The sequence below is a fragment of the Acaryochloris sp. CCMEE 5410 genome (assembly GCF_000238775.2).
GTDB lineage: Bacteria > Cyanobacteriota > Cyanobacteriia > Thermosynechococcales > Thermosynechococcaceae > Acaryochloris.
Window position 1 is genome coordinate 1,898,614 of the sequence record NZ_AFEJ02000001.1, and the last position, 27,000, is coordinate 1,925,613.

Consider the following 27,000-nt stretch of genomic DNA (forward strand, 5'->3'; position numbering starts at 1 on the left):
GACTTCTATCAAGCACCTATTGGTCCAGGGCTGTTTTAAGTTAGCAGCGAAAAAATAATATCGACCCGATTAGCCAGCTTAGTCATCGCGGTTTTGAGGGATTGATAGTCGTTTAGCCGCAGGATATTAATCCCAATAGTTCTAAGCACTGACCAATTGAGCAGTGCTTGTTCATCTTCGAGTCGATAATCATCTTCGCCAAAAACAACATCCTTCGGCCAATGCAACCGATTTTCAATGCCCCAATGTTCTCGGACCAGAGATTGCCAATGCTGGGGTGAGGTGGCAGCTGAACTGATGTAATACCAAATCCGACTCATTAACCCCCGAAATATCTTATCTGTCAAGCTGGCCACCAATGGTAGTGAGTGAGAGCTTGAATGTCTGATTGCATTGTCATTAAAGTTCGACAGCGCTGCTCGAGCACATCTTCCAACTCATCCAGGGTCTCAAAGCATCGATTGGCCAGTGGTTCATCCGCTAGCCGCCACAACCGTTCAGCGGGCTGTAGCTCTGGAGAATAGGGGGTAAAACCTTCAGATGAATGCCTTTAGGTACCACCAGATTTTTACAGGTATGCCATCCGGCTCCATCGAGAACGAGAAGAATCTGTTTGTGCTTTCCCGCTCCAACTTGCTGAGCAAAGCTTTGTAGGGCTTGATTATACCAAATCCGACTCATTAACTCCCGAAATATCTTATCTGTCAAGCTGGCCACCAATGGTAGTGAGTGAGAGCTTGAATGTCTGATTGCATTGTCATTAAAGTTCGACAGCGCTGCTCGAGCACATCTTCCAACTCATCCAGGGTCTCAAAGCATCGATTGGCCAGTGGTTCATCCGCTAGCCGCCACAACCGTTCAGCGGGCTGTAGCTCTGGAGAATAGGGGGGTAAAACCTTCAGATGAATGCCTTTAGGTACCACCAGATTTTTACAGGTATGCCATCCGGCTCCATCGAGAACGAGAAGAATCTGTTTGTGCTTTCCCGCTCCAACTTGCTGAGCAAAGCTTTGTAGGGCTTGATTAAACCATTCTCCATTGACCCGAGGCAGAATGAACCATTCGGTATTGCCAGTTGCGGGATGAACGAATCCATACAGATAGGTCCATTCATAGCGATGGTCCACCTCAGCAATTGGACGCTGACCCACAGGCGCCCAAATCTTTCGAATAATGGGTTTAAGGCCTAAACGATGTTCATCAAAGGACCAAACTTCGACCTGAGCATTAGGGTAGCGTCGCTCCAATTCTGCTTTGTACTTAGGCAGTTTTTTAAAAGCGGCTTGGGCCTCTGGTTCACCTTTACGGTGGTGAGGACGTGGGCATTGCAGGGACTGCTCCAATCGCTTGAGATAGTCCCAACCGCGTTGGGGCCAAACCTTATCGACTCCTGTCATCTGAGCGATGACCTGGGCTACTTTGGGGCCGTTCCATAGACCACCGTCGGCGGGTGGGGTTTGTAGACGAGTCAACAATTGTGCACATTGGTCTTGAGTCAGAAGACTGCGAGATTGATGAGGTCGCTTATCTTTGCGTCGGTTGCGTAACCCATGGGCGCCATTGTGGTTATACTCCCTGACGATTTCTCGAGCGTAATCGTAGTTGAGACCGACCACTTGGGCTGCTTGAGTTAGCGTTGTTTGCTCACTGACGAGCCACAGCAGATGCCAGCGGCGCGATTCTACTGGGTCTTGGCTGGCTCGATAATGAGACTTCAGCTCGTCAGGCGAAAAATGGGGTTCGAGATATAGTTTTCTTGGCATTCTCTAATTATGCATTATATCGGAGTTATATAAATCGGATTTGGTATTAAACCATTCTCCATTGACCCGAGGCAGAATGAACCATTCGGTATTGCCAGTTGCGGGATGAACGAATCCATACAGATAGGTCCATTCATAGCGATGGTCCACCTCAGCAATTGGACGCTGACCCACAGGCGCCCAAATCTTTCGAATAATGGGTTTAAGGCCTAAACGATGTTCATCAAAGGACCAAACTTCGACCTGAGCATTAGGGTAGCGTCGCTCCAATTCTGCTTTGTACTTAGGCAGTTTTTTTAAAAGCGGCTTGGGCCTCTGGTTCACCTTTACGGTGGTGAGGACGTGGGCATTGCAGGGACTGCTCCAATCGCTTGAGATAGTCCCAACCGCGTTGGGGCCAAACCTTATCGACTCCTGTCATCTGAGCGATGACCTGGGCTACTTTGGGGCCGTTCCATAGACCACCGTCGGCGGGTGGGGTTTGTAGACGAGTCAACAATTGTGCACATTGGTCTTGAGTCAGAAGACTGCGAGATTGATGAGGTCGCTTATCTTTGCGTCGGTTGCGTAACCCATGGGCGCCATTGTGGTTATACTCCCTGACGATTTCTCGAGCGTAATCGTAGTTGAGACCGACCACTTGGGCTGCTTGAGTTAGCGTTGTTTGCTCACTGACGAGCCACAGCAGATGCCAGCGGCGCGATTCTACTGGGTCTTGGCTGGCTCGATAATGAGACTTCAGCTCGTCAGGCGAAAAATGGGGTTCGAGATATAGTTTTCTTGGCATTCTCTAATTATGCATTATATCGGAGTTATATAAATCGGATTTGGTATAATAGGCCGTATTGTGATACTCCTTTCCTTTGCGAGTGCCCCATCGTTGGACACAAAGCACAGAGCGAATTGCCTCCCATTCCTGTAAGGCTATGCCGACAGGCTCATAAACCTGTATACACCGATGTTCATCTCGTCCTCTACTTTGGGCGGAGTGGATGTGCTCAGCCATGGGTTTAAGACACTCAAAGTAAGTCTGGAGGTGGTCGTAAAGTCTTCCCTGATTGGATTGACCGCCACAAGATAGTCGTTACCCGAGGCCACAATCTTCTCAAGTGTTTTTTGGGCGTGTAAGGCATCCATGGTAATCAGTAAGCCATCGAGTTGAAGGGTTTCCAACAGTGCCTGCACGACTTTGATTTCGCTATTATCCTCCTGAGTGAGGGCTTCGAGCTTGAGGGTGATGCCTGCTTCCACCGCAAATAAACTCACCAAGCCCACAAAACGCTGCTTCCCCTTGGCATCTGTCAGCCCCTGACGAATCCGTTTGCCATCAATGGAGGCTGCATAATTATCGGGAGAGTGAGTCTGGGCTTTCGAGAGCATCCATGCTTCAAATTGGTGGCTCAACGCTTGGAAGTCAAGCCCCTTCATCACTCGACGAAAGGTACAGTGAGACGGAACTTCGAGGCTCTCAAGCCCCAATAGCTCACTTAAAGGCTGGCGATAATCGCTCACAAAGGTTTCTAACGGACGGTACCCTTGATATCCAGCAAGCATGCCCATCACCATCAATAGCAACAGCAGCCATAACGGATGAATACGGCCATGGGCACTGCGGAAATCCGGGACTTGCTTCAAAGTATCGATTAGATGGCTCATCGGTCTCTCTACTGTTGGTCAGTAGAACCATCCTATTTTTTCTAGGAGGAACGTAAAACAACCCTGCCTATTGGTCAGGCGATGAATGAAATTCTCAAATGGATCTGATCTTTTTGCTTATCACCTAGGAAGCAATAGAATGCTGGATATCGCTTCAATAACAAGATATTAGGTCGGTGCAAAAAATTTATCCTTGTTGATAGCTATATGAGATATGATTTAAGGCTTATATCGTTCAGGCGATCAGATATTCTTGCATTTTTTTTGGAATTCTATTTTTTTATTTTTTCGTTAGATTTTAAGGTTTGTCGAAATGATTTTTTTGTGAAGATCTAGGCTTTTGTATAACTTTTGTATAACAAAAACTGTTTCAAGAAAACTTCTTCTAGTTTTACCAGCTCTAATTCTTTACTCCTTTTGCTAAGACGCAGCATGGCAGGTGAATTAAGGATTTTAGCTATTAAAAGAAAAGAATTTATTCCGTCAGTGAAGCATAAAGTGATTGTTACAATTGCCGCTGTCAAGTGGGCAAAATAGATGTAGGACAGCATTTATTTATTGGCATAAATGTTGTCGACAGTGGGTGAGTTTCTATTTCTATACAGAATGATAATTACTACTTACTCAATAAAACAGGATGGATAACGGATAAAGCTTGATCAGCCTGTTTTCGTAAGTAATCCAGAGGGGGATATTCATTTTGAACAGAAAAATAGCGTTAATTTCCATTCCCACAGGAGTACTGGGAATTGGTCTATCAGCGTTATTGGCATTAAAGTTCTATTCCCTGGAAACTCAATCTATTCAAAAAGATTTTCAGCAGGATATCAATGAGCAGGTCCACCGCTTAGAGGCCAAAGGGAGCATGTCACCTTTGCAGATGCACAAAATTTAGAATTAAAAATTTGATGTCTGAAAGCAAGGCTAGCAAGGATTTCTGAGATGAGTATAAATACTAGCTTGCAAAGGTGACATGCTCCCGAGGCCAAAATTGATGCCAAGCTGGAAGTCATTAATAGCCTCAAGCTGCTATTTGATAGTTCTGAGCAGGTCACACCCAAAGAGTTCCAGCAATTCACGCACAATCTCTTAGCTCGTCATAAAGATATTCAAGCCCTGGAATGGGTGCCTAAGGTTAAACATGCGGATCGGGCAACATTTATCAAACAGCAACAACAAAACTATCCTGCTTTTGAAATTACCCAACAGGTTAGCCAGGGCAAGATGGTTCGTGCCCAAAAACGAGCAGAATACTACCCGGTATCGTTTTTAGAACCTTTTGCCGGCAATGAATTGGCTTTAGGATTTGATTTGGCTTCTGATGCGACTCGTAAACGGGCCATTACCTTAGCCACCGATACGGGAATGGTTCAATCCACCAGTAATTTGACCTTGGTCCAGGAACAAGAAGATCAAAAGGGCTTTATCACCTTTATTCCAGTCTATCAAGACCAGCCCAACACATTAGATAGCAGACGCCAACGGTTGCAAGGTTTGGTGTTGGGGGTCTTTCGGATCAGTGATTTAGTCAATGGGGCGATTCAGCCTGGCGCGATAGATGCAATTAACCTGCAACTGATGGATACATCCAATCCAGAAGATATTCCCTATGTGCGGCAATCGAGATTAGGCCAGCCGATGTCCGAGCATGAATATCGTTCTGATCTCAAACCGATTGCTGGGCAGCAATGGACGATTGCGGCTATCCCTTCTAATGTTTATTTCAACGAGAAGCGAAGTGGCCTGCCCTGGGCAGTGTTTTGGGTGGGTTTAGTTTTTACAGTTCTGACTGAAGCCTATGTATTCTTTATCCTTCGGCAATCAAAGCTTGTGGAGACCGTTGTCCGAGATCGCACAAAGGAATTAGAAGAAGCGAACAAAAAACTCTCTCTAATCTCTACCACAGATGAATTAACCCATATTGCCAATCGTCGACACTTTAACGATTGTTTGGATAAAGAGTGGAAGCGGGCGATCCGTGAGCAAACCCCCATGACGTTATTTCTGATCAATCTAGATTTTTTCCGACAATTTAATGAGGGATATGGGTTTGTCGCGGGCGATGAGTGCCTAAAAAAAATCGCGTCTCAACTGGAATCTCTGCTCAAGCGTCCTGCAGACCTGGTGGCCAGATTTGAAGGGGAAACCTTTGCACTACTGTTACCGAATACCGCCAATGCAGAACCCCTCGCACAACGCTGTATCGAATCCATAGAAGCTTTAAAAATCAAACATATTTACTCCCCCATTAGCGAATATGTCACCGTCAGTATAGGGGTCGGATTTGTGCGACCTGCCCATGATATCCCCATAACCAAACTAGTGGATAAAGCCACGCAAGCCTTACTACAAGCTAAGGATGCTGGCCGCAATCAGCATGCCTTTATTCATATCCCCTCCTTTGCCGATACCTTGGTGCCATCTGACCCAGCCTCTCAAGAGTTACAATTTCAGTCCCAATAATATCGACTCAAAAGCGAGTGGTTTGCCAAAATAAGGGGAGTACGCTCATTTTCCCCTATGACAGGCCCTCTCCAACATACTCTTAAGGCTTTACAGACGTTCCTTGATACGCCCTTAGAGGAACTGATTGATTCATCTGCTTCGACCTCCGCACATGTCCTATCCTTATTTCACCGGGTTGTCCAGACCGTTCCGGCTTACCATGACTTCCTTCAGCAACAGGGCGTTGACCCCAAGCAAATTCAGACGTTAGAAGACTTTGCCACCCTGCCTTTAACGACTAAAGACAATTATTTACGGCAGTTTCCCATACCTCGTCTCTGTCGTGATGGCAAGTTGGAGACCTGCGACATGATCGCAGTGTCTTCTGGATCGACGGGAGAACCAACCTTTTGGCCACGTTTCATCTCTGATGAGTATCAAATCTCGACCCGTTTTGAACAAATTTTTGCGGATAGCTTTGCTGCAGATCAAAAGCGGACCCTTGCTGTTGTTTGCTTTGCCCTAGGGACTTGGGTGGGCGGGATGTACACCGCCAACTGTTGTCGCCACTTAGCCAGTAAAGGTTATCCCCTCACAGTGATTACACCTGGCAATAACACACCTGAAATTTTGCGGGTGGTGCAAACCCTGGGCCCCATGTTTGACCAGGTTGTACTGTTGGGATATCCGCCATTTCTTAAGGATGTTATTGATACGGGACTGGCATTAGGTATCCCATGGCCTCAATACCATCTCAAATGGGTGATGGCAGGGGAAGTATTTAGCGAAGCGTGGCGAGATTTAGTCGGGGAGCGAGTAGGTTCAACAAGCCCCTGCTTTGACTCGGCTTCTTTATATGGCACTGCCGATGCAGGTGTATTGGGAAATGAAACCCCATTAAGCATCTGTATCCGTCGATTTTTGGCTGATCATCCCACGATTGCGGCAGAGCTATTTGGAGAATCTCGCTTGCCCACCTTGGTTCAGTATGATCCTAGGAGTCGATATTTTGAGGTCACTGAAGAGGGAACACTGTTATTCTCTGGTGATAATGGAATTCCCCTGATTCGGTATCACATCTGCGATCGCGGCGGCATTATCCCCTACGACCAGATGTTGGCGTTTTTGCAAGCCCGTGGATTTGATGCGATCGCAACTTTACAACAACAAGGCCATGTCCCAATTCGGCCTCTCCCGTTTGTTTATGTGTTTGGCCGCTCCCATTTCACGGTGTCGTTTTTTGGAGCCAATATCTATCCAGAGAATGTGACGGTGGGTCTAGAACAGCCAGAGATTTGCGATTGGGTCACCGGTAAATTTGTAATGCAGGTGCAAACGGATGCGGATCAGAATTCTCATTTAGTGATTGATGTGGAACTTGCGCCGGGTGAGGCTGCTAGTCCAGCCAGGACAGACGCGATAGCCGCATCCGTTTTACATCAACTCCGTAGGTTGAACAGTGAATTTGCCCACTATGTTCCTGAAGCCTACCAAACGCCGCAGATTCATTTACGACCGAATGGCGATCCAACCTATTTCCCGATTGGGGTAAAGCATCGCTACACCCGATCTCCAGAGGATTAAAGAAACGATCAGCCTATCAGCTCCTGCTTATTTCCTTTTTGCACTTGTAAAAATCAACGATGAAAGTCTTCTTTACTCAGAATCAAGCTGGTGAGTTACGCAAAGGTTGGATTTATATTCGCATAGAAACTGATGGACTGTGTGCTGCAATCCACACATCCACAGTATTTGACCCTTATCCAGAACTTTATGTGTGGTTAGGGAAAATTCGAGATTCTCATCTTCCTGCAAAAATGGTGATCGATGAAGAGGGGAGTGGGGTTGAACTAATTGCTGAACGTACTGACACAGATCTTCTCAGTTTTAGGATTGAGCCATGGATGTCTCATGAAGATCAACCGCGACTTAAAATTTTAATCACACCAAATAGCCTTGTTTCAGCTTTTGCTAATGGCATTATCGATTTTATTAATCAACACTATCAACCTTCTCTATGGTCAAGTCTAGATAATCTGAATAATATCAACTGGAAAAACTTACTTACCCCAGGTAACACTACTTATGAGCAATGGGAGCAAAGACTAGCAATGTATGGTGGGGGGCGCGCCAGAAATGCTCAGGAATCTCAGAAACACCGACAACAGTACCTGTCTGTAGAACAGCAAATCTTCAGTCAATTCAGATCTGATCTTTCCACATCTATTCGGCTGACAGTGTATGAACGACCACTTGATGCTTATAAACTCTCAAGTTTCTAAGAGAATCTCCTCATTGATCTTGCAGTAAGCGAGATAGATTTACATTGGTATCAAGAAAGGCAGTCTAAAATCCATCAAGAAATAGGCGAACTAGATTTTTCACGCCATCGCCATCCCGCACATACTCATCAAGAACGCCAAACACGACTGGAAACCCTCAAAGTTGGACAGATCGTAGACGGTAGAGTTCGTAAACTTAAACCCTATGGTGTTTTTGTGGATATTGGAGGATATTTTGCCATGTTGCATAATTCCACTATTTCTCAAAGTCCTATTTCAGATCCCAAACAAATTTTTCAACTGCATGATTGGGTCAGAGCTATCATCACTTGGATGGATATAGACAAAGGAAGAGTGTTGTTGTCCACAGCTGATTTAGAACCTCAACCCGGTGACATGCTGACAGATCCCTTAACCGTCTATAAAAGCGCTGAAGAAACAGTAAGAAATCGGGTTGAGTAAAATCCATTACTCAACCGTCACGGATTTAGCTAAATTACGCGGCTGATCCACATCCAGCCCACGAAGAGCTGCAATATGGTAGGACAGCAACTGCAACGGCACCACCGTTAGCAGGGGCGAAATCATCTCATCCACTGCCGGTACAGGCAGCAACGTGTCAAAGGTCTCTTTGGCTTCCTGCTCATTCATAGGAGTAACCCCAATCAAGCGAGCATCTCGGGCTCGGGCTTCTTGGGCGTTAGAGAGCACCTTTTCAAACACCGTACCCGGCATTGCGATCGCAACCACGGGGACCTTGGCATCCAGCAATGCTATCGGACCATGCTTCATCTCGCCCGCTGGATATCCTTCGGCATGGATATAGCTAATCTCCTTCAGCTTCAGCGCACCTTCTAGGGCAATGGGGAAATTAATGCCTCGACCGATATAAATAAAGTCCTGGGTTTCGACAAAATCATGGGCCAGGGTTTCCACATACCGCTCCTGGCTCTCTAAAACCTGTTCTAGCTGAGCGGGAAGCTGTTGCAAGCCATCGATAATTTCCCCTAAGCGCTGAGGAGCAACGGTTTTACGCTGATAAGCCAACTCAATCGCCAAAAAGTAAAAGGCCATTAACTGGGCCATAAAAGTTTTGGTGGCAGCTACGCCAATCTCAATCCCGGCATGGGTATCAATAATGGCAGGAACTAAACGGGCCAAAGAGCTTTCGGGGCGATTGGTAATGCCCAACAGCCGGGCTTGCAAATGAGCAGGTTGCTGAGAACGACGTTGCTGTTCTGTCTCAAGGGCAGCAAGCGTATCAGCGGTTTCCCCCGATTGGGTGACGCCAATGGTGAGGGTATTGGCCGTCATCGGTGAAGGGGCGTACCGAAATTCAGAGGCGTACTGAACCACCGTGGGAATACCCGCTAGCTGCTCCAGTAAATGCTTGCCCACCAAACTGGCGTGCCAGCTCGTCCCGCAAGCCATAATTTGGATATTTTCTAAGTTCGCAGTTAGTTCTGGGGCCAAATTGAGACGAATGGGACTGGTGGTTTGGCCCGGTTGCCAGGTGCTATCTACATACTGTTCCAGGCATGTTCGCACCACGCCAGGCTGCTCATAGATTTCCTTAAGCATAAAGTGCTTAAAACCCTGCTTCTCCACCATCACGGGGTTCCAGTTCAGGGTGCGGGGCGGACGACGAACGCGGTTGCCTTCAAAGTGGTAAAGATCCACCCCTTGAGTGGTCAGGCGAGCCAGTTCTTGGTTCTCTAGGGTTAAAACCGTACGGGTGTGGTGAATTAAAGCGGGCGTATCGGAGGCACAGAAATATTCACCATCGCCGAATCCGACGACTAAGGGGGCTTGCTGACGAGCCACGATCAGTTCATCTGGGAAATCGGCAGACACCACTGCGATCGCAAAGGCTCCTTCCAAATGATTCACGGCCTGCCGCACTGCTTCTAATAGAGAGGGCTCTCCTTTGGCCTTTAGACCGTCCAGCTTTTCAGCGATCAGATGGGGAATAACTTCCGTATCGGTTTCGGAGCGAAACGTACAGCCCCGTTCTTTCAGTTCTTCTCGCAGTTCCCGATAATTTTCGATAATGCCGTTTTGCACCACGGCCAATCGATCGCGGGCATCTCGGTGGGGATGGGCGTTATGTTCTTCCGGTTTGCCGTGCGTTGCCCAGCGCGTGTGGCCAATACCCAGAACTGCCGAATTTTCCCAGCTGGCTAACTTCTCTTCTAGATGATGCAGTTTGCCCTTGGCCCGAATACATTGGAGCTGGGCTTCGGATACTGTAGCAATCCCCGCTGAATCGTACCCCCGATATTCCAGTTTTTGTAGACCCGAAAGCAGAATTCCGCTGGCCGTTTGAGGGCCAATATAACCGACAATACCGCACATAATTCTGGAGAGACTCGCTATTGATCAACACAAAGGCAGTTTGACTCAACTCTGCTAGAAATGGCAATCCCTAACGGTATCTATCTTTGGAATCTGTTGGATTAAGAGGGACATCAAACCAGAATTCAAATCAAAGTGAAGGAGGTTATTCCTATCTTTCGCTCTCAGCCTCTCGTTCTAAGATTAACGTCACAGGACCATCATTTTCGATATAAACGTTCATCATGGCACCAAACTGTCCAGTTTCCACCTGCAGGCCGCTGGCTCTGAGTTTTGCCACGAATTGCTTATAAATCTGTTCTGCCATAGAACCAGGTGCCGCTTTATCAAAGGAAGGTCGCCGCCCCTTTCGACAATCTCCATACAATGTAAATTGGCTAATCACTAATAATCCTCCCTCTATATCTTGGACGGACTGAGACAGCTTGCCAGTCTGATCAGGAAAGATTCGTAGCTCCAAACATTTTCGCGCCATCCAAGCCACTTCTTGTTCGGTATCAGAGGGGGTAATTCCTACTAATAAATTGAGACCTTTTTCGATTCTGCCAATAATTTGACCTGCAACTTCGACCCGTGATTCATTAACTCTTTGCAAAATAATGCGCATCAGATTTGAGGAGATATATTGATTAATTGGCAGTAATTCAAGCAGGGGAGCTAGTTGAAGCTAGGTTGTGGAAGGCACAGCCCTCAGACCTTCCCGTGATACACTAATCTGAATTGCACTCCAACTCAAGGATGATTTAATAAACGCAAAATATTAACGAATATTAACGAATATTGCCTAATCAATCATATTGAATTATTAGCATTTTTATAACTTTGGAAAATCTGGAGAATAATCCTTGAAACAAACTTTTCAAAGCTCCCTCAGGCAAACCATTCAAAGCATGGGGACGTTTCAGAGCTGGCTGCTATTCGGCGCAGCGATGTTTTTGGTGTCCTTACCTGTGCTGATTCAGGCACCTTTGGTGAGGACTTGGCCATGGCTAAGTCTGGTGGCCACAGGAGGGTGGCTTTTGGGAAGTTACGGGCTAATGCGCCAAGACAGAACGCATATCTGGGGTGATCTGCTGTTTGGCTTTGCTTTGGCCTGGTTCTCTGGCTCTATTTATTGGGGATGGTTTCGAGCAGAGCCGTTATGGCACGTTCCAATGGAAGCCATTGGCTTACCTGTCGCCATTTGGGCATTACTCAATTCCCGCTTTAAAGTTGGCTCTTTGTTCTTTCTTGGATCTTTGATTGGCTCCACCGTTACGGATGTGTATTTCTTCCTGGTGGATTTAATGCCGACTTGGCGAGTCTTGATTCAAACGGATCAAACGGAAGCCATGGCATTATTGCCCCAAGCTTTAGAGCATACCCAAACCCCTTGGGGAAGATTTTGGGCGATGGTTTTGGTGGTTGGACTCTGTGTGATCAGTATTCGCCCCTTGCTGCCCCCAGATACCTGGGCAGGGCAAAAAGATCAGCTCTGTTGGTGGGCTTTTTCCGGATCTGTATTGGGTACGCTGTTAGTGGATAGCTTGTTCTTATTGGTGGCAACCCAGTTTTAGTGCAGTCTTCTGGCTCTAATCCACAACTCGATAAAAATACTTTGAGACGTCAATTGCTGACGCAGCGTCAATCGATGCCTGTGGAGCAATGGCGTCTTTTTAGTCAGACTCTCTGCCAGCAGCTGCTTGATTCGTCCCTCTGGCAACAGGCACAGACGGTTTTAGCGTATATGACGTTTCGACAAGAACCGGATTTGAGCTGGTTGTTTTTACAAGGACAAGATCGCGGCTGGGGGCTCTCTCGCTGTGTGGGGCAACATTTGATGTGGCATCGCTGCAACCCCCTAGACTCCCAAATGCTGAAAAAGGGTAAGTATGGGATTTTGGAGCCTTACCCAGATTGTCCTGAGTTATCGGCGGATGAGGTGGATTTGATTCTGGTTCCGGCAGTGGCGTGCGATCTCAAAGGGTATCGCCTCGGTTATGGAGGAGGATATTATGATCGCTTACTCTCTTCTCCCGGCTGGGCCAGTATCCCAACAGTTGGTATTGTCTTCGAACGAGATCTTTTAGATCAGCTGCCAACAGAGTCTTGGGACCAACCGTTGAAAGCGATTTGTACAGAGAAAGGGATAGCTAGTCGTTCCTAAAAAACCTCACCAGAGCATATAGCGCAAGGCTTTCAGGCGCTAGAATACGGCTTCAAATTGCAAGTATATTCGCTGCCCCTTGCAAAAACTGGCGAAATAGTGCTTTTTTAGATTTCTTGAATCTTCCACCCCTTGTACATGATCCAATCTAGATGTTCCTAATTTGACCTCTAGAAGCTTTGATATGCAAAGGCTCTAGCAAAGCACTTCTAAAATTGAAAGGGATTTTCAAAGATGAATAATGAGTATGATGTGGGTGTGTTTTACCCCCACATCATATCGATGATAGATAGACTTTGTATTGTTGGTTTTGCTTAAACTACAACAATTGGATCACTACTGCTAAGAGCACTAAAGCTTGGTCTATTCTGTAAATTAACTAAAAGCTGTGATCCAGCAAAGCCTCCCCCATTGCTGTCGAAATATAAATTGCCTGATCCAGCAAAATATCTGAAACCTGCGTTAAATCCAAGACTGCTCACTCCACTAACCAGACGATTATCAGGAAGAGTGCCAAGAGGGAGTTGTCTAGCTAGCCCAGTTGCACGGAAGCCAGATCTGCGAACTTCTATCTCATCATCCAAACCAATAACATCAAAGTCAGTAATTCTTTCTCCTCGCCCTCCTTCACGGATGCTGTTATAAACAAAGCGATCTGAATCTAACGTACTACCACTACTCAGAACATCAAGTCCGAAACCTCCGGCAATTCGATCGCTGCCCGTTCCACCATTTAGATTGTCATTACCAGAACCACCGAAGAGCCTATCAATTCCAGAACCACCAACGAGCCTATCGTTCCCCGAGCTACCGGAGAGGAAATCATTGCCCGAACTACCGGAGAGGAAATCATTACCAGAGCCACCAAACAGGTTATCGTTCCCCGAACCACCGGAGAGGAAATCATTACCAGAGCCACCAAACAGGTTATCGTTCCCCGAACCACCGGAGAGGAAATCATTACCAGAGCCACCTATGAGCCTATCATTTCCAGAATTGCCAAAGATGGAGTCATTGCCAGCATCACCATATAACCAATCATTTCCAAAGCCGCCAATAATTCTATCGGCTCCATTACCGCCTCTTATGTAGTCATCCCCATTGCCGCCAAGTAATGAGTCATTTCCATTGCCACCTAAAATAAGATCATCACCATTTAGGCCACTGATAGTATCGTTACCTAGATCTCCCTGAATGAGATCATTCAAACTAGTTCCATTGGTTCTGTTGTTGTCAAAGGAATTTCCATCATTAAAATCTGAAAAGAAAAATGTGGGTCTTGGAATAACCATTAGTAATTTTCTCCAATCTGAATTTTCCCAAATAAATCACTTTTTTGGGTTGACAAGAATCCTCTATAATGCTGAAAGAAAATAATTAAAGCCCTAGACTTTGAGGGCTAAAATACCTATCTTTTTTTAAGATTCAGGTAACATTTTCTTCCTTTGACCTGCATAATAGTAGCCAACATGTATAAAGGTACAGCGTGCCTTAGATCGTTTTTTTCTATTAAAAATATGGAAAGGCTGTCCTGTTGAGGGCTTGTCAGTATACTAAAAGGAATTCGAGAAAAACTCTATCTATCAAAAGTACTGAATCTTATATCAACGAAAGTAATACTCTCTACTAATCGTAAAATACTATTTTTTATTCTTGAGCAAATTTTTGAATAAATATTCACTGCAAACTAATATGTATTGTAGTTTCAAAAATAATAATTTTTGAAACTCAAAATTAAATACCCTAAAAATAGTCGAATGCTTATGTTAGCCAGTAAATACTTTTTTCGCAGAGTAAAATTTTTGCCATTTATGATAGTTAAGAAGCAATTAGCATGCATAAAAACAGAGAAAATATAGATAAATGATTAGACGTCAATAAATAATCTCTTTTCTTTTCAGGAGGATATTATGCCATGTTTTTTACTTAAGTAAAAAACTTTTGAAATCCCAATATTAAATGGAGGAATGAATTTATGATTCACCTCATACTTGTTGATGAATATAGTATTGTCTGCCAAGGCCTTCAATCTATTCTCAATCTAGAAAAAGATATCCAAGTTTTAGGTGTTGCCACAACTGGAGAACAAGCTATAGAGCTTGTGATTGACTTAGAGCCTAATTTAGTCCTAATTGACATTCAAATGTTCTTATTAAATGGTGAAAATGCTACGCAAGCTATTTGCAGACAGTTCCCTGAACTTCCGGTTCTTGTCCTCAGTACTTCAGATGAAGAACATTGCATCAATAAAGCTATCCGAGCAGGTGCCAAAGGGTATTTACTGAAAGATATTCCTGTCGAAGAACTTGTACAGGCTATTCGGCAAGTGCATCTTGGTTATACTCAACTAGCTCCAGGTTTATTGGAAAAGCTAATGGCTGCAACTAATGATGTCTCTGATCAAGGCTCCTTGTCAGACCTAAGCCAGCTGACCCCTCGTGAGACCGAAGTGCTTAATCTAGTCGCTTTAGGACATACCAATCGTGAAATTGGTGAGCAATTGTATATCTCTGAAGGGACCGTTAAAACACATGTCACCCATATTCTTAACCGACTTGACCTTCGCAACCGTGCCCAATTAGCAATCTTTGCCTATAACTCCTTGCAGCTGCAAACTAGCTTGTGAGTGGATTACAGGACGTATCCTGGGTGGTTGCAACAATTTCTGAGGATTTAAATTACCTCATGGGTAAACTGAAACGTTGCCCACTGCTCGACATCCCAAACCCAGTTACTATCAGATGCAATCCCCATTTTCTCCGCTGTTGGCGCGCTACTGTTATGCAAATCTTGTAGTACTTGCTGGGTCACCTCTAGTGGATTGACCAAGCGGGCTACGACAGGGGATGTATTACTAGAAGACTGGCGGATTTTACTGGCGATAGCCTCTAGTCCTTTCTCAAACGGATTTCGGCTCAGAATAATATAGGTTGTAGCGATCCCTTCCGGCCCACGAACAACATACTCATTCGTTGGGAATGGCACTGTGAGCGAGTCTTTAGAGGCAATAGCATCTTGGTTGGTTGACGTATCTAGCAGCAGCGCTTCCGGCGCATAAATTGAGAAGAATTGGGTGCGAGTATCAACGCCCAATACTAACCAATAGAGAGGAGCATCACTGTAGTTATACACCCGATATTGGATATGTTGACCTTTGGCAATCTGGACAACTTGTCCTTGCTTCTCAAAGGAAGACAAGGATGAGTTTTCTTTCCGAAGCCAAGGCGCTCTGGCCGTAAACTGCTGGGCTAAGATCTGGGGCTTTTCATCATCAGTGGATTCCAATGCCACCACGGCCCCCACTCTCGAAGAAAAATCATTAACCGTCAGATCGAGGGTTTTGCGGGCCAGCAGCAATTTCAATGTATCGTGTAGTTGATTAACTGCCGTTTTAATGGCCTCCCCCGATTCTCCTCGAGTATCTGCTAATTCCTCACCGCCTTGGGAAAAGAGTCCATATTGGGTTTGAGGGGGTGGTGCAGGAGGGTCCTCTTCTTCTTCCGATAGGTCCGTCGGTACGGAATTAACAATCACTTGAGAGGAAGAAGAGGCTTGGGTAAACAAAACGTCTGCGTTTTGAGTACCGGCAATAACGGGATTGATATTAGGCATATCGGAAAAAGCACTAGTGGCATCTACCCGTTCAATCCGATTCAATTGTGAGCCTAGAGCAACATTTAAGTTGATGGACCGAGAAATGACTCGAAATGACTCTCGAATTTTTTGGCCTGAGTTAATTTGCCCTTCTTGCTCACACCGTCCAGTCCCGACACAGCCTCGGCTAGACTCCAATTGAATCAAGGGTTCTTGTGGGACTGGGTTAGGCTCGGATTCGCTTCCAGCAGATGAAGCAGCCACAGCTGGGCTACTAGATAGGCTGCCTTCTTTCGATGTGACTTTAAAGCAAGTCGTGGTTGCGTAATACTCAACAATTTGGGGTAAAACGCCCCCAAGCCAAACCGTAACTTCTTCCCCATTGTCTTCGACATCAGTGACCACACCATCGGCATTGCCCCCGAGAGCTAACCCTGCGAAAACACTGGAGCCTGACTGCCCACTTAAGCTAGGCTGTTGGACTCGACCGACCTGACGCTCAACATCAGAAACGATCCGATTAAAGCTGGCCGAAAATTTTTTAGTGGGAGAGGATTGCCATAGATGTTGGGTTAAGGCATAGGTGAATAGCCCTGACGAGAAGTCATGCCATTGGGCTTCAACGGCCGTTTGAGCTTGCTGAGAGGCCCAAAGAATGAGCTCAGAGGGAGATTGACGTCGCTGGGATTGGTTGAGCAATTTTTCTTGCTGCTCTCGATCGTCCGGCAAGTCTGTTTTTTGCTGAATACTGGGTTGCGATCGCACCCGCAAATTCCCCAACAAGGCCTTCCCGGGATAGGTGAAACCAGCATCCAGCACACAAAGACTTTGTTGGGTATTGAGAGACCGAAACCAAAGGGCTAACTGCTCTTGCAACAAAACATTTTCAAGGGCTTGGCTATGGTCAGACGGTTGAATATCGCTATCGAAAGGAAGCAACACTTGTGAAGGGAGAGGCGTTTTAGCCTCTAAGGCCGTGTCGATATAGGGACTTAATAAACATCCATACCCACTGAAGTGAAAGATGACACAATCTTGAGGCCGAGACTGTTCAATTAAATGGGTGGTAAATGCCGTTTCAATATTTTTATAGGTAGCCTGTTTGTTTTTGAGAATGACAATATCATCGGGATGAAAACCAAACCGATGGACTAGAAGCTCTCGCTGCAATTCTAAATCGGTCAAACAGCCCTTCAGTTTAGCCTGCTTGCCCAAATCTCGATATTGGTTAATGCCCACCAGCAGGGCTAGCTTCCGGGAAGTGGGCTGTGCTAGCACCTGTTGATATTGATTTGCAAACTTCCATACAGATAAATCACTTAAACCTAGGCCAGCTAGCACTAAGCTAGTTTTTCGCAATAAAGCGCGTCGGGTCAGTGCCATGATGTGATGTCTATGGAGAGGGCCTACGGATGGGCAAAAAGGTAGAACCCATTACTAGATAATGGGTTCCTGTTTTCACTATATCGCCGATTGCGAAAGCAAGGCTTAAGCTTTCATCGCCGCTGCCAATTCAGAAGCCACTTCAGGGCGAGAAAACTCAGGTGGGGGTAGCTCTCCTCGTCGCAGCATTTCTCTCACCTTTGTTCCAGATAAATGGACTCGATCCTCAGGCCCACTAGGACTCGTCTTCGTTGTGGCCATGGATAGGGTCTTCTTACAATAAAAGGCGTGCTCAAATTTCATGGGGGTAATGCCCAGAGCTTGTGCATCTAAAGTATCGAAAATATGTTGGGCATCATAGGTTCCATAGTAATCCCCCACACCCGCATGGTCGCGACCAACGATAAAGTGCGTGCAGCCATAGTTCTTACGGACTAGGGCATGGAAAATAGCCTCACGAGGACCGGCATACCGCATAGCCGCAGGATTAATGGCCAAAATCACCCGATCCTCCGGGAAATAATGCTCCATCATAATTTCGTAGCAACGCATCCGCACATCTGCCGGAATATCGTCACTCTTAGTTGCGCCCACTAGGGGATGCAAGAATAATCCATCTACGGTTTCTAACGCACATTTTTGAATGTACTCATGGGCACGGTGAATGGGATTTCGGGTTTGAAAGCCAACAATGGTGTTCCAACCCCGTTCACGGAAAAGTTGACGAGAAGCAGCTGGATCAATTTGATAGGACGGAAATTGAGGATGTGCTTGTCGTTCTAGGAGCCAGACTGGCCCCGCAAGGTTCACCGCCCCCTGCTCAAACACCACCTTGACGCCGGGATGCTTCATCTCGTCTGTTTTGTAGACTTGAACCGCCTCCTGAGTTTTGTCATAGGTATATTTCTCAGTCAGTTCGAGCACACCCACAAAAGCACCTGTTGGGTCATCTAAACGAACTAAGTCACCCGCATTGAGAGAATCAGCGACGCCTTCATCGACGGATAAAGTCACTGGAATTGACCAGGGCAACCCATTATCTAGGTGCATGTGATGGACGACCTGTTCATAGTCCGCCTGCCCCATAAAACCTGAAAGGGGACTGAAGCCGCCAATGGCAATCATTTCCAGATCTGAGGTGGCTCGCTTATCTAGCTGTACACGAGGTAAGCTATCGCCCTTGGCCAGCAAATCTTGTTTTTGGGTTTCAGAAGCAACCCTGTTGATGAGTGAACCACCGTGTGGCGCAATGGCGTCTTGGTGTTGAGTCAAAATAAACCTCCCTAAACTGCGTATCACTCCAAATCATAAACTAAAGATTAAGTTTTGTTAGTAATTACGGGTTAACTTTTGGTGTGTAGGATGTAGAGACAGTATCCTAGCGGATTCCCTATGCCTAACGATTTTGCATCCTCAATCAAATTTGGAACCGACGGTTGGCGAGGCATTATTGCCAAAGACTTTACCTTTGAGCGGTTGGTCTATGTCGCCCCCATTGCCGCCCAAATCTTAGAAGAGACCTACGGCAGCCCTGACAAAAAGCACTTAGTGATCGTGGGATACGATCGCAGATTCCTGTCTGAAGAATTTGCCCAAGCGACTGCCGACGCGGTTCAACAAGCCGGATTTGATGTGCTGTTGTCCGATACCTTTGCACCCACCCCTGCATTTAGTTGGGCGGCCTATCACCGTCAGGCCCTTGGGGCCCTGGTGATTACGGCCAGTCATAACCCTGGGATCTATTCTGGTCTCAAAGTCAAAGGAGCCTTTGGTGGTTCAGTTCCGCCTGCTGTCACTCAAGCGATTCAAGATCGGCTGGTTACGGCCCCCGTGAAAGCTGCCACCACCGGGACCCTAGACACCTTCGACCCCTGGCCCGATTATTGCCAGGTTCTGCAATCAAAGGTTGATATGGAGGTGATCAATCAGGCGATTCATCAAAAACAACTGACGGTTTTTGTCGATACTATGCATGGAGCCACCGCGACGGGGCTCCAAAGGTTATTATCGGCTGATATTACAGAACTGAATTGCGATCGCGATCCGTTATTCGAAGGCGGTGCCCCAGAACCACTTCCCAAATATCTCGAAAAATCGATTCAAGCCATTCAAAGCCATCGCCAACAGGCCCCCCAAGAAGAAGCAATTGTCGGTTTTGTCTTTGATGGGGATGGGGATCGCATTGCAGCGATGGATGGTCAGGGCAATTTTCTCAGCTCTCAAATTTTGATTCCGATTTTGATTGAGCACCTTGCCGATCGCCGAAAGTTTCAGGGAGAAGTCATCAAAACCATTAGTGGTTCGGAACTGATCCCGCAAGTGGCTGGCTTGTATCAGCTACCGCTCCACGAAACTCCCATTGGCTATAAGTACATTGCCGACTATATGTTGGCCGCAGAGTCGGTACTCATTGGTGGTGAGGAATCGGGTGGAATTGGCTATGGCAACCATATTCCAGAACGAGATGGCTTACTGTCCGCCCTATACTTGCTGGAAGCTGCAGCCCAAACGGGGCAGGATCTCTCTCACCTGTATCAGCAGCTACAAACGCAAACGGGGTTTACCAGTTTTTATGATCGAATAGATCTACCTTTATCTTCGGAAGCCAATAAACAAAAGCTGATCGATCAATTGCAAACAGCACCCTTCAGCCAAGTATTAGACCAAAAGGTTGTGGATATTTTATCCATCGATGGTTTTAAATTTAGCTTGGCGGATCAGAGCTGGCTACTGGTTCGATTTAGTGGAACAGAGCCTGTTCTGCGTCTCTATTGTGAATCCCATCATCCCGATCGAGTGTCCAAAATCCTAGCTTGGGCCAAAGATTGGGCACTTCGTTAAAACACTATCAAAGGTCTCATCATGTTTTCCCCCACTCATCCGTTCTCAAAAGTCCCCCCCATTCTCTTCAAGCCTGAGCAATTGGAGCTTTTGGTCAGCCTGGCCATTTTGCCAATTCTCGTTGCCTTGCTGGGGCAGCAACAGCTATTCCGGTGTTTGACGACCCTGGGAACTTGGAGCGAAAGCCTCTTGCAAGGGGTTGCCTTGCCTTTTTTAGACTTGCCAGAATAACGTGAGTTTTTCTCCCATTGGGATGCCTTCTTCTTGGCCTCTAGCCTCAGAATACCGTTGAGAGCGCCAGGAAAGTCCATATGAAGATGAATCAGCTCGATAGTCTGCCATTGGCGGATAAATGCAGCTCAAGCCCAGGCTATTCAGCAGGATGTATCCCAAAAAATAACGACTTATGGAGGGAACCTAACCCTACTAAGGGCATTAGCTTTTAGAGAAAGATAGTAAATCGAGGTTTACCCCCTAGAATTGTGATGGAGTTATTTTGATGTCACGTTACCCCGTTCTCAACTGAGGTTGATGCTTTTAATGGCGAAGTTTCCAAAAGCTTGAGGATTGTCTTCAAGTTTTTCTATCCCATCGATCTTATTTATTTGAGTTAATACTCTATGCGTTCTACCCTCAACCGTAACCATCCCCAATTAGTGCAGCCTAACCGGTTAGAGTCATTGCTTCTACATCGTATTAAAGTCATTGAAGACCTACTGGAGGGTGTCCTTAGAGATGAATGCGGGCAGGAGTTAGTCGATTTACTGCGACAATTGCGATCGATGTGTTCCCCGGAAGGACAAGCCCCAACGGTTCCGGAAACGGAAGTCCTGAAGGTGGTAGAAAAGCTAGAGCTAGATGAAGCCATTCGGGCCGCCAGAGCCTTTGCTCTTTACTTTCAGCTTATTAATATTGTCGAACAACATTACGAGCAAGAGGAAAGTATTGTGCGGACTCGAGGGGCAACTCAATCCTCCCCGGTGACGCTGCCTAATGCTGAGGGGGCTGACAATCATGCGAACGGTCAGACCGAGCTACCTGAACACAGCATCTTTGATGCCATTCTGCGGGAACCGAATGCGGGAACCTTTACCTGGTTATTCCCCAAGCTCAAACAGTTAAATGTGCCGCCCCGCCATATTCAAAATATTATTCAGAACCTAGATATTCAGCTGGTATTTACGGCTCATCCGACAGAAATTGTGCGGCAGACGATTCGAGCCAAGCAGCGTCGGATTGCCAAAATTTTGGGTAAGTTAGATGAGGCGGAGGCAGGGCTGGCTAATCATACCCGCTCAAATTGGGAGGTCGATGCCTTACAGGCCCAACTGACGGAAGAAGTCCGTTTTTGGTGGCGCACCGATGAACTTCATCAATTTAGACCAACCGTGTTAGACGAAGTAGAGTATAGCCTGCACTATTTCCGCGAAGTCCTGTTTGATGCGATTCCCCAGCTCTATCACCGCTTATCCCTAAACCTGAAGCAAGCCTTTCCTAAACTGCAACCCCCTCGCTATAACTTTTGTAAGTTTGGGTCTTGGGTCGGCTCCGATCGCGATGGCAATCCAGCGGTGACGCCGGATATTACTTGGCAAACCTCCTGTTACCAACGCAATTTAGTCCTTGAGAAATATATTCAATCTGTCAATAAGCTGATCAATTTACTAACCTTGTCCCAGTATTGGTCTGAGGTTCCGCCGGGTCTTGAGAAATCATTGGGCCAGGATCAACTCCAAATGCCGGAGGTGTATGACCGGCTCTCGATTCGGTTTCTGGGAGAACCCTTTCGGTTCAAATTGTCTTATATCCTAAAGCGTCTGGAAAATACCCGCGATCGCAATCAACAGCAGGCGCAACTGATCGATTTCTCCCATCCCATTCATCCCCAAGGGATGAATGAACAGATCTATTACCCCGCAGCTCAGAACTTCTTGGCTGAACTTCGAGTGGTTCAAGAGAACCTGCAGGCAACCGGTATCAATTGTCAGGAGCTAGATACCCTGATTGGTCAGGTGGAAATCTTTGGGTTTAACCTGACTCAGCTGGATATTCGACAAGAAAGTTCTTGCCATTCCGATGCCCTCACTGAAATCGTTAATTACCTACAGATTCTGCCCAAGCCCTATAACGAGTTAACAGAGTCCGAGCGCTTGGAGTGGCTAACCCAAGAACTGCAAACCCGCAGACCTCTGATTCCCCACGATCTGCCTTTCTCCGATAAAACTCAAGAGCTGATCAATACGTTTCGAATGATTCGGCGGCTACAGGAAGAGTTTGGGGTCGAAATTTGTCGCACCTACATTATCAGCATGAGCCATGATGCCAGTGATTTGCTGGAGGTGCTGCTGTTAGCGAAGGAATCCGGTCTCTTTGATCCCACAACGGCCAGTGGAACGCTGCACGTTATCCCTCTCTTTGAAACGGTAGATGATTTACAGCGGGCACCAGGGGTTATGACCCAACTATTTGATTTAGCCTTCTATCGCAATTATTTAGTGGATGCCCAGGCCTCTCAGGAACCCTCTCCAGAACCGCCGCTCTCCCTTCAAGAGATCATGCTGGGATATTCCGATAGCAATAAGGACTCCGGCTTCCTCAGCAGTAATTGGGAGATTTATAAGGCCCAACAACGATTACAGGAAACGGCTGAACCCTATGGGGTGTCTTTGCGGATTTTTCATGGTCGAGGTGGGTCCGTGGGCCGAGGTGGCGGGCCTGCCTATGAAGCAATTTTGGCGCAGCCAGGATATAGCGTCAATGGTCGAATCAAAATTACAGAGCAGGGTGAGGTGGTTGCTTCCAAATATTCCTTGCCGGAGCTGGCTTTATACAATCTAGAAACGATTTCTACGGCTGTCATTCAGTCCAGCTTATTGCGGTCCACCATGGACAGTATTGAACCCTGGCATGAAATTATGGAGGATTTATCGGCGCGATCGCGCAAACGATACCGAGCGCTGATTCATGAACAAGAAGACTTAGTGGACTTTTTCTACGAAGTCACCCCCATCAATGAAATTAGCCAATTACAACATGCGGCTCGACCCGCTCGACGACGAGCCGATAATCGCCGAACCTTAGAAGGGCTACGCGCCATTCCTTGGGTGTTTAGCTGGACGCAAAGCCGATTTCTGTTGCCTGCATGGTACGGAGTAGGGACCGCACTCCAAGACTTTCTAGATGAGAAGTCTGCTGAACATCTGACGTTGCTGCAATATTTCTACGGCAAATGGCCTTTCTTTAAGATGGTGATTTCTAAGGTAGAAATGACCTTAGCCAAAGTAGATCTGCAAATTGCTCATCACTATCTTCAGGAATTAACATCTTCTGAGGATGTGGATCGGTTTGAGCGTTTGTTTGAACAAATTGCCCAGGAATATTACCTCACCCGAGAAATGGTCTCCAAGATTACAGGGAATCAGCAGCTTTTGGATGGCGATCCTAACCTGAAGCGTTCGGTCCATCTGCGGAACGGTACGATTGTCCCCTTAGGATTTCTGCAGGTGTCTCTGCTTAAACGGTTGAGACAGCATCAGCGGCAAGATCGGGTTGCCTTAGGCGCTGGAAATGTTAGTGAGAAAGACCTCTTGCGGGGCGCGTTACTCACCATTAACGGGATTGCCGCTGGCATGAGAAACACCGGTTAGGCCCAACAGCTTAACGGAACCACATAAAACGATACGAAAAATGGAGCTAAGCGGATTCGAACCGCTGACCCCCTGCATGCCATGCAGGTGCTCTACCAACTGAGCTATAGCCCCGATCGCGTCTATCATCATGCCTTGAAAAGCATTCGAACGTCAAGAACTTTCTTCAAATCCTCGTTACAAACGAGACACACATCTCATAAAACTTGAGCAAGTCTTCACTCATCTCAGTGTTTGTTTAAATTTTGCATAAAAAATATATATTTAGAATCGTCAGACTTATTAATTTTGCTAATCATTCACGTTATGATCAAAGTACGAGATTGCAGCCGTTAATCCAAATAAGGATGGGAATGCTCGTTCCCATTCGTTTTGTATATGGGAGTCTACGTATGAACCTCATCAATTTATTCGCACAAGGGATCAAGTATTTATCAGAAGCGGTAGGACGCATTTTTGCTCCTAATGATGATCACTATCCTGCAACTGGAGTGGTCCCCTTCTTTGGCGACCCTTACTACCAATCCGTTTGGATTGATTAAATAGTCCTCCGACGATAGGAAAGGTGTTGTGTACTTCCATCATTCCAACCTTGTCATTTAGCACCTTTCCTTCTCTTCCCATCGCAGTCATGAAATGCCAATACAACATCAGTTATGACAGAAGGGCTCGTATGGTTGGCATTGCTTTTTGTATTTATCGGATTAGCCAGCTTTGGGTGGATCGAATATCGCAAAGTTGAAGCTTATCGGGTTTGGGCTCAGTCTTTTGAACGGGCTAAATATGATATCTATGCTGTATTGGGACAGAAGGGCCAAACTCTGACTTGGGGCAAGCCGACATCAAAAGGCCCCATCAATCTTCAACATTGTTCAATCGACACCATTAGAAGTGTTTTGGTCCAAATAGACGGCCAAAGCATTGATTTTAGAAATCCCCCTGATAAAGGTAAGACCATCCAATTGGTACTGGAAAGTCAAGGGAACGACAATCCTTTTTTGATTCCGTTTACGGATATAACATTGGCAGTAGAATGGGCACAGTATCTTATAACAGTGATTTAAAAACGCTAGAGGTTTGGAACATCGACCTCACAAGCGTTATCTGGAATTAGAATTGCTCTGTTACCCCCTTTGAATAAACCAGTATGCAATGCCCTTTTTGCCAGCATACCGATAGCCGAGTTTTAGAATCGCGTTCAGCAGAAGCGGGACAGAGTGTACGTCGTCGTCGGGAATGTCTGCAGTGTAACCGCCGATTTACGACCTATGAGCGGATTGAGTTTGTCCCTATCACGGTGATCAAACGCAATCAGGACAGAGAGCTGTTTGATCGTTCCAAGTTGCTCAAGGGAGTCGCAACCGCTTGTGAGAAAACAGGACTGACTGCATTACAGTTAGAGTCTTTGGTGGATGATGTTGAAGCGGAACTTCAGCAGCAAGCTGTGAGAGAGGTGACGAGTACAGAGCTCGGTGAATCTGTGTTGACAAAGCTACAATCCCTCAGTGAAGTGGCTTATGTCAGGTTTGCATCTGTCTATCGACAGTTCCGGGGAATTCGAGATTTTGTAGAGGCCCTCGATCAGCTTCAAGAGTCTGGGGACAGTCCGTTGCCAAGTGTGCCGGATGAACCCTATGAAGACACTGTACAGCCTACTATTATGGTGTCTTCCCAGTGAATATCGGTCATTGATCTAAGCTGCTAGCACCTCTACCGCTAGACCACAAACAAAAAAAATATATAGTTAAGGTTTCGGATATTGCGCTACGATGGTAGATCTAGTGCCAAATCTAGATAGATGTAAAAATTGACTCTTTGCATCGCCCAGCGCTCCTATTATTTGAGTCCTTGCGGACAAAGGAGGCGTCATTATCCACCTTTAGTAAGAAAAAACCTAGGAACATTAGAGAATGGTCAATCGGGAAACCACACTGCCAGACATTGGCTTTACTCACGAAGATTTCGCCGCGTTACTTGACAAGTATGATTATCACTTCAATCCAGGTGACGTCGTTGCGGGTACAGTCTTCAGTCTGGAACCCAGAGGGGCTTTGATTGACATTGGTGCTAAAACTGCCGCCTATATTCCCATTCAGGAAATGTCCATCAATCGGATTGAGAACCCTGATGAGGTGTTGCAATCCAACGAAACCCGTGAGTTCTTCATTCTGGCAGACGAGAATGAAGATGGGCAGCTCACCTTATCCATTCGTCGCATCGAGTATATGCGCGCTTGGGAACGGGTTCGCCAACTGCAAACAGAAGATGCAACGGTCCGTTCTTCTGTATTTGCGACCAACCGGGGTGGTGCCCTAGTCCGAATTGAAGGGTTGCGCGGATTTATTCCCGGCTCTCACATCAGCACTCGAGCCACCAAAGAAGATTTAATCGGTGAAGAATTACCCCTCAAGTTCCTCGAGGTGGATGAAGAGCGTAATCGCCTTGTTCTCAGTCATCGAAGAGCCTTGGTTGAGCGGAAGATGAACCGCTTAGAAGTGGGCGAAGTGGTGATTGGAACCGTTCGTGGTATCAAGCCTTACGGTGCCTTTATCGATATCGGTGGTGTCAGCGGCTTGCTTCACATTTCGGAAATCTCTCACGACCACATCGATACACCTCATAGCGTCTTCAACGTTAATGATGATTTGAAGGTCATGATCATCGACTTGGATGCCGAACGGGGTCGTATCTCTCTCTCTACTAAGCAGTTAGAGCCTGAACCTGGTGATATGGTCAAGAACCCTCAGCTGGTATATGACAAAGCCGAGGAAATGGCTGAGCGATATCGACAGCAAATGATGGCTCAACAGGAAGGTGGGCAAGCCGATTCAGATGCTTCTACTGGTGAAGCAGCTTCGGAACCTGAAGAAGTCACCTCTCCTGCATAA

At 46.5% G+C, this 27,000-nt stretch carries 24 protein-coding genes, 1 tRNA gene and 2 pseudogenes; 15 read left to right on the forward strand and 12 right to left on the reverse strand.

Going from position 1 to position 27,000, the window contains the following annotated elements:
• Window positions 1-35 precede the first annotated feature (35 nt).
• The 6 genes and pseudogenes from ON05_RS08445 to ON05_RS08470 all read right to left on the reverse strand — a co-directional run.
• Window positions 36-305, reverse strand: a pseudogene (locus ON05_RS08445) (ISAs1 family transposase); the annotation flags it as partial.
• Window positions 306-480: 175 nt separating this feature from the next.
• Window positions 481-708: a hypothetical protein gene (locus ON05_RS08450; protein ID WP_262561434.1), complete on the reverse strand. Its 228-nt coding sequence runs from the start codon at window positions 706-708 to the stop codon at window positions 481-483.
• Window positions 705-1,763 (reverse strand): IS630 family transposase, encoded by a 1,059-nt coding sequence (locus ON05_RS08455; RefSeq protein WP_262561436.1) that lies wholly within the window; start codon window positions 1,761-1,763, stop codon window positions 705-707. The genes ON05_RS08450 and ON05_RS08455 overlap by 4 nt, the downstream gene beginning before the upstream one ends.
• Before the next feature lie 3 nt (window positions 1,764-1,766).
• Complete coding sequence (locus tag ON05_RS08460) at window positions 1,767-2,033, reverse strand: hypothetical protein (protein WP_262561438.1); 267 nt, start codon at window positions 2,031-2,033, stop codon at window positions 1,767-1,769.
• A 13-nt stretch (window positions 2,034-2,046) separates the two neighbouring features.
• Window positions 2,047-2,550, reverse strand: a complete 504-nt coding sequence (locus tag ON05_RS08465) for a winged helix-turn-helix domain-containing protein (protein WP_010482719.1) — start codon at window positions 2,548-2,550, stop codon at window positions 2,047-2,049.
• Window positions 2,551-2,586: 36 nt separating this feature from the next.
• Window positions 2,587-3,419, reverse strand: a pseudogene (locus tag ON05_RS08470) (ISAs1 family transposase); the annotation flags it as partial.
• Window positions 3,420-4,119: 700 nt separating this feature from the next.
• Here ON05_RS08470 and ON05_RS08475 point away from each other — a divergent pair.
• The 5 genes from ON05_RS08475 to ON05_RS08495 all read left to right on the forward strand — a co-directional run bounded on the left by ON05_RS08475 (window position 4,120) and on the right by ON05_RS08495 (window position 8,608).
• A complete protein-coding gene (locus ON05_RS08475; RefSeq protein ID WP_010472104.1) occupies window positions 4,120-4,314 on the forward strand; it encodes a hypothetical protein in 195 nt (64 codons plus the stop codon).
• 131 nt (window positions 4,315-4,445) lie between these two features.
• Window positions 4,446-5,882 carry a CHASE domain-containing protein gene (locus ON05_RS08480; protein WP_085945161.1) on the forward strand — a complete coding sequence of 479 codons (1,437 nt, stop codon included), beginning with the start codon at window positions 4,446-4,448 and terminating at the stop codon, window positions 5,880-5,882.
• Window positions 5,883-5,939: 57 nt separating this feature from the next.
• Window positions 5,940-7,448 carry a phenylacetate--CoA ligase family protein gene (locus tag ON05_RS08485; RefSeq protein ID WP_010472101.1) on the forward strand — a complete coding sequence of 503 codons (1,509 nt, stop codon included), beginning with the start codon at window positions 5,940-5,942 and terminating at the stop codon, window positions 7,446-7,448.
• Between the two features lie 59 nt (window positions 7,449-7,507).
• A complete protein-coding gene (locus ON05_RS08490) occupies window positions 7,508-8,146 on the forward strand; it encodes a hypothetical protein (protein WP_010472099.1) in 639 nt (212 codons plus the stop codon).
• Between the two features lie 147 nt (window positions 8,147-8,293).
• On the forward strand, window positions 8,294-8,608 hold the full coding sequence (locus ON05_RS08495) for a S1 RNA-binding domain-containing protein (protein ID WP_255345083.1): 315 nt from the start codon (window positions 8,294-8,296) through the stop codon (window positions 8,606-8,608).
• 6 nt (window positions 8,609-8,614) lie between these two features.
• Here the strand turns inward: ON05_RS08495 and glmS are convergent, their stop codons facing one another.
• Complete coding sequence (gene glmS, locus ON05_RS08500) at window positions 8,615-10,501, reverse strand: glutamine--fructose-6-phosphate transaminase (isomerizing) (protein ID WP_010472095.1); 1,887 nt, start codon at window positions 10,499-10,501, stop codon at window positions 8,615-8,617.
• 151 nt (window positions 10,502-10,652) lie between these two features.
• Window positions 10,653-11,108 (reverse strand): D-aminoacyl-tRNA deacylase, encoded by a 456-nt coding sequence (gene dtd, locus ON05_RS08505; protein WP_010472092.1) that lies wholly within the window; start codon window positions 11,106-11,108, stop codon window positions 10,653-10,655.
• 238 nt (window positions 11,109-11,346) lie between these two features.
• Between dtd and ON05_RS08510 the strand changes: the two genes are divergently transcribed.
• Together ON05_RS08510 and ON05_RS08515 are read left to right on the forward strand one after the other, a co-directional pair.
• Window positions 11,347-12,057, forward strand: a complete 711-nt coding sequence (locus ON05_RS08510) for a DUF3120 domain-containing protein (RefSeq protein ID WP_010472090.1) — start codon at window positions 11,347-11,349, stop codon at window positions 12,055-12,057.
• A complete protein-coding gene (locus ON05_RS08515) occupies window positions 12,057-12,647 on the forward strand; it encodes a 5-formyltetrahydrofolate cyclo-ligase (protein WP_010472088.1) in 591 nt (196 codons plus the stop codon). The genes ON05_RS08510 and ON05_RS08515 overlap by 1 nt, the downstream gene beginning before the upstream one ends.
• A gap of 314 nt (window positions 12,648-12,961) precedes the next feature.
• Here ON05_RS08515 and ON05_RS08520 read toward each other — a convergent pair whose 3' ends face one another.
• On the reverse strand, window positions 12,962-13,939 hold the full coding sequence (locus ON05_RS08520; protein ID WP_010472086.1) for a calcium-binding protein: 978 nt from the start codon (window positions 13,937-13,939) through the stop codon (window positions 12,962-12,964).
• Window positions 13,940-14,622: 683 nt separating this feature from the next.
• Between ON05_RS08520 and ON05_RS08525 the strand changes: the two genes are divergently transcribed.
• A complete protein-coding gene (locus ON05_RS08525; protein ID WP_010472084.1) occupies window positions 14,623-15,273 on the forward strand; it encodes a response regulator transcription factor in 651 nt (216 codons plus the stop codon).
• Between the two features lie 47 nt (window positions 15,274-15,320).
• Here the strand turns inward: ON05_RS08525 and ON05_RS08530 are convergent, their stop codons facing one another.
• Together ON05_RS08530 and sat are read right to left on the reverse strand one after the other, a co-directional pair.
• Complete coding sequence (locus tag ON05_RS08530) at window positions 15,321-17,624, reverse strand: caspase family protein (protein ID WP_010472082.1); 2,304 nt, start codon at window positions 17,622-17,624, stop codon at window positions 15,321-15,323.
• A gap of 105 nt (window positions 17,625-17,729) precedes the next feature.
• Window positions 17,730-18,896 carry a sulfate adenylyltransferase gene (gene sat, locus ON05_RS08535; RefSeq protein WP_010472080.1) on the reverse strand — a complete coding sequence of 389 codons (1,167 nt, stop codon included), beginning with the start codon at window positions 18,894-18,896 and terminating at the stop codon, window positions 17,730-17,732.
• 120 nt (window positions 18,897-19,016) lie between these two features.
• On the opposite strand from sat, the gene ON05_RS08540 reads away from it, so the two are divergent.
• The 3 genes from ON05_RS08540 to ppc all read left to right on the forward strand — a co-directional run bounded on the left by ON05_RS08540 (window position 19,017) and on the right by ppc (window position 24,112).
• Window positions 19,017-20,465 carry a phosphoglucomutase/phosphomannomutase family protein gene (locus tag ON05_RS08540; RefSeq protein ID WP_010472077.1) on the forward strand — a complete coding sequence of 483 codons (1,449 nt, stop codon included), beginning with the start codon at window positions 19,017-19,019 and terminating at the stop codon, window positions 20,463-20,465.
• Window positions 20,466-20,486: 21 nt separating this feature from the next.
• Complete coding sequence (locus tag ON05_RS08545) at window positions 20,487-20,696, forward strand: hypothetical protein (protein ID WP_010472075.1); 210 nt, start codon at window positions 20,487-20,489, stop codon at window positions 20,694-20,696.
• Window positions 20,697-21,085: 389 nt separating this feature from the next.
• Entirely contained in the window at window positions 21,086-24,112 is a 3,027-nt protein-coding gene (gene ppc / locus ON05_RS08550; RefSeq protein ID WP_010472073.1) for a phosphoenolpyruvate carboxylase, read from the forward strand.
• Window positions 24,113-24,153: 41 nt separating this feature from the next.
• Here ppc and ON05_RS08555 read toward each other — a convergent pair.
• A tRNA-Ala gene (locus tag ON05_RS08555) sits at window positions 24,154-24,226 on the reverse strand.
• Between the two features lie 278 nt (window positions 24,227-24,504).
• On the opposite strand from ON05_RS08555, the gene ON05_RS08560 reads away from it, so the two are divergent.
• From ON05_RS08560 to ON05_RS08575, 4 genes are all read left to right on the forward strand, one after another.
• A complete protein-coding gene (locus tag ON05_RS08560) occupies window positions 24,505-24,654 on the forward strand; it encodes a hypothetical protein (RefSeq protein ID WP_010472072.1) in 150 nt (49 codons plus the stop codon).
• Between the two features lie 114 nt (window positions 24,655-24,768).
• Window positions 24,769-25,176: a hypothetical protein gene (locus ON05_RS08565; RefSeq protein WP_010472069.1), complete on the forward strand. Its 408-nt coding sequence runs from the start codon at window positions 24,769-24,771 to the stop codon at window positions 25,174-25,176.
• Window positions 25,177-25,259: 83 nt separating this feature from the next.
• Complete coding sequence (nrdR, locus tag ON05_RS08570) at window positions 25,260-25,790, forward strand: transcriptional regulator NrdR (protein ID WP_010472067.1); 531 nt, start codon at window positions 25,260-25,262, stop codon at window positions 25,788-25,790.
• A 232-nt stretch (window positions 25,791-26,022) separates the two neighbouring features.
• The gene (locus ON05_RS08575) at window positions 26,023-27,000 is read left to right on the forward strand and encodes a 30S ribosomal protein S1 (protein ID WP_010472065.1); all 978 of its coding nucleotides are present in this window, start codon (window positions 26,023-26,025) and stop codon (window positions 26,998-27,000) included.

Bases quoted from the DNA above. Each gene is read 5' to 3' on its own strand.
- ON05_RS08540 (WP_010472077.1), top strand. From the start codon at position 19,017: ATGCCTAACGATTTTGCATCCTCAATCAAATTTGGAACCGACGGTTGG.
- ppc (WP_010472073.1), top strand. From the start codon at position 21,086: ATGCGTTCTACCCTCAACCGTAACCATCCCCAATTAGTGCAGCCTAAC.
- ON05_RS08485 (WP_010472101.1), top strand. From the start codon at position 5,940: ATGACAGGCCCTCTCCAACATACTCTTAAGGCTTTACAGACGTTCCTT.
- ON05_RS08490 (WP_010472099.1), top strand. From the start codon at position 7,508: ATGAAAGTCTTCTTTACTCAGAATCAAGCTGGTGAGTTACGCAAAGGT.
- ON05_RS08545 (WP_010472075.1), top strand. From the start codon at position 20,487: ATGTTTTCCCCCACTCATCCGTTCTCAAAAGTCCCCCCCATTCTCTTC.
- ON05_RS08455 (WP_262561436.1), bottom strand. From the start codon at position 1,763: ATGCCAAGAAAACTATATCTCGAACCCCATTTTTCGCCTGACGAGCTG.
- ON05_RS08575 (WP_010472065.1), top strand. From the start codon at position 26,023: ATGGTCAATCGGGAAACCACACTGCCAGACATTGGCTTTACTCACGAA.
- ON05_RS08560 (WP_010472072.1), top strand. From the start codon at position 24,505: ATGAACCTCATCAATTTATTCGCACAAGGGATCAAGTATTTATCAGAA.
- glmS (WP_010472095.1), bottom strand. From the start codon at position 10,501: ATGTGCGGTATTGTCGGTTATATTGGCCCTCAAACGGCCAGCGGAATT.
- dtd (WP_010472092.1), bottom strand. From the start codon at position 11,108: ATGCGCATTATTTTGCAAAGAGTTAATGAATCACGGGTCGAAGTTGCA.
- ON05_RS08465 (WP_010482719.1), bottom strand. From the start codon at position 2,550: ATGCCAAGAAAACTATATCTCGAACCCCATTTTTCGCCTGACGAGCTG.
- ON05_RS08530 (WP_010472082.1), bottom strand. From the start codon at position 17,624: ATGGCACTGACCCGACGCGCTTTATTGCGAAAAACTAGCTTAGTGCTA.
- ON05_RS08520 (WP_010472086.1), bottom strand. From the start codon at position 13,939: ATGGTTATTCCAAGACCCACATTTTTCTTTTCAGATTTTAATGATGGA.
- ON05_RS08525 (WP_010472084.1), top strand. From the start codon at position 14,623: ATGATTCACCTCATACTTGTTGATGAATATAGTATTGTCTGCCAAGGC.
- nrdR (WP_010472067.1), top strand. From the start codon at position 25,260: ATGCAATGCCCTTTTTGCCAGCATACCGATAGCCGAGTTTTAGAATCG.
- ON05_RS08565 (WP_010472069.1), top strand. From the start codon at position 24,769: ATGACAGAAGGGCTCGTATGGTTGGCATTGCTTTTTGTATTTATCGGA.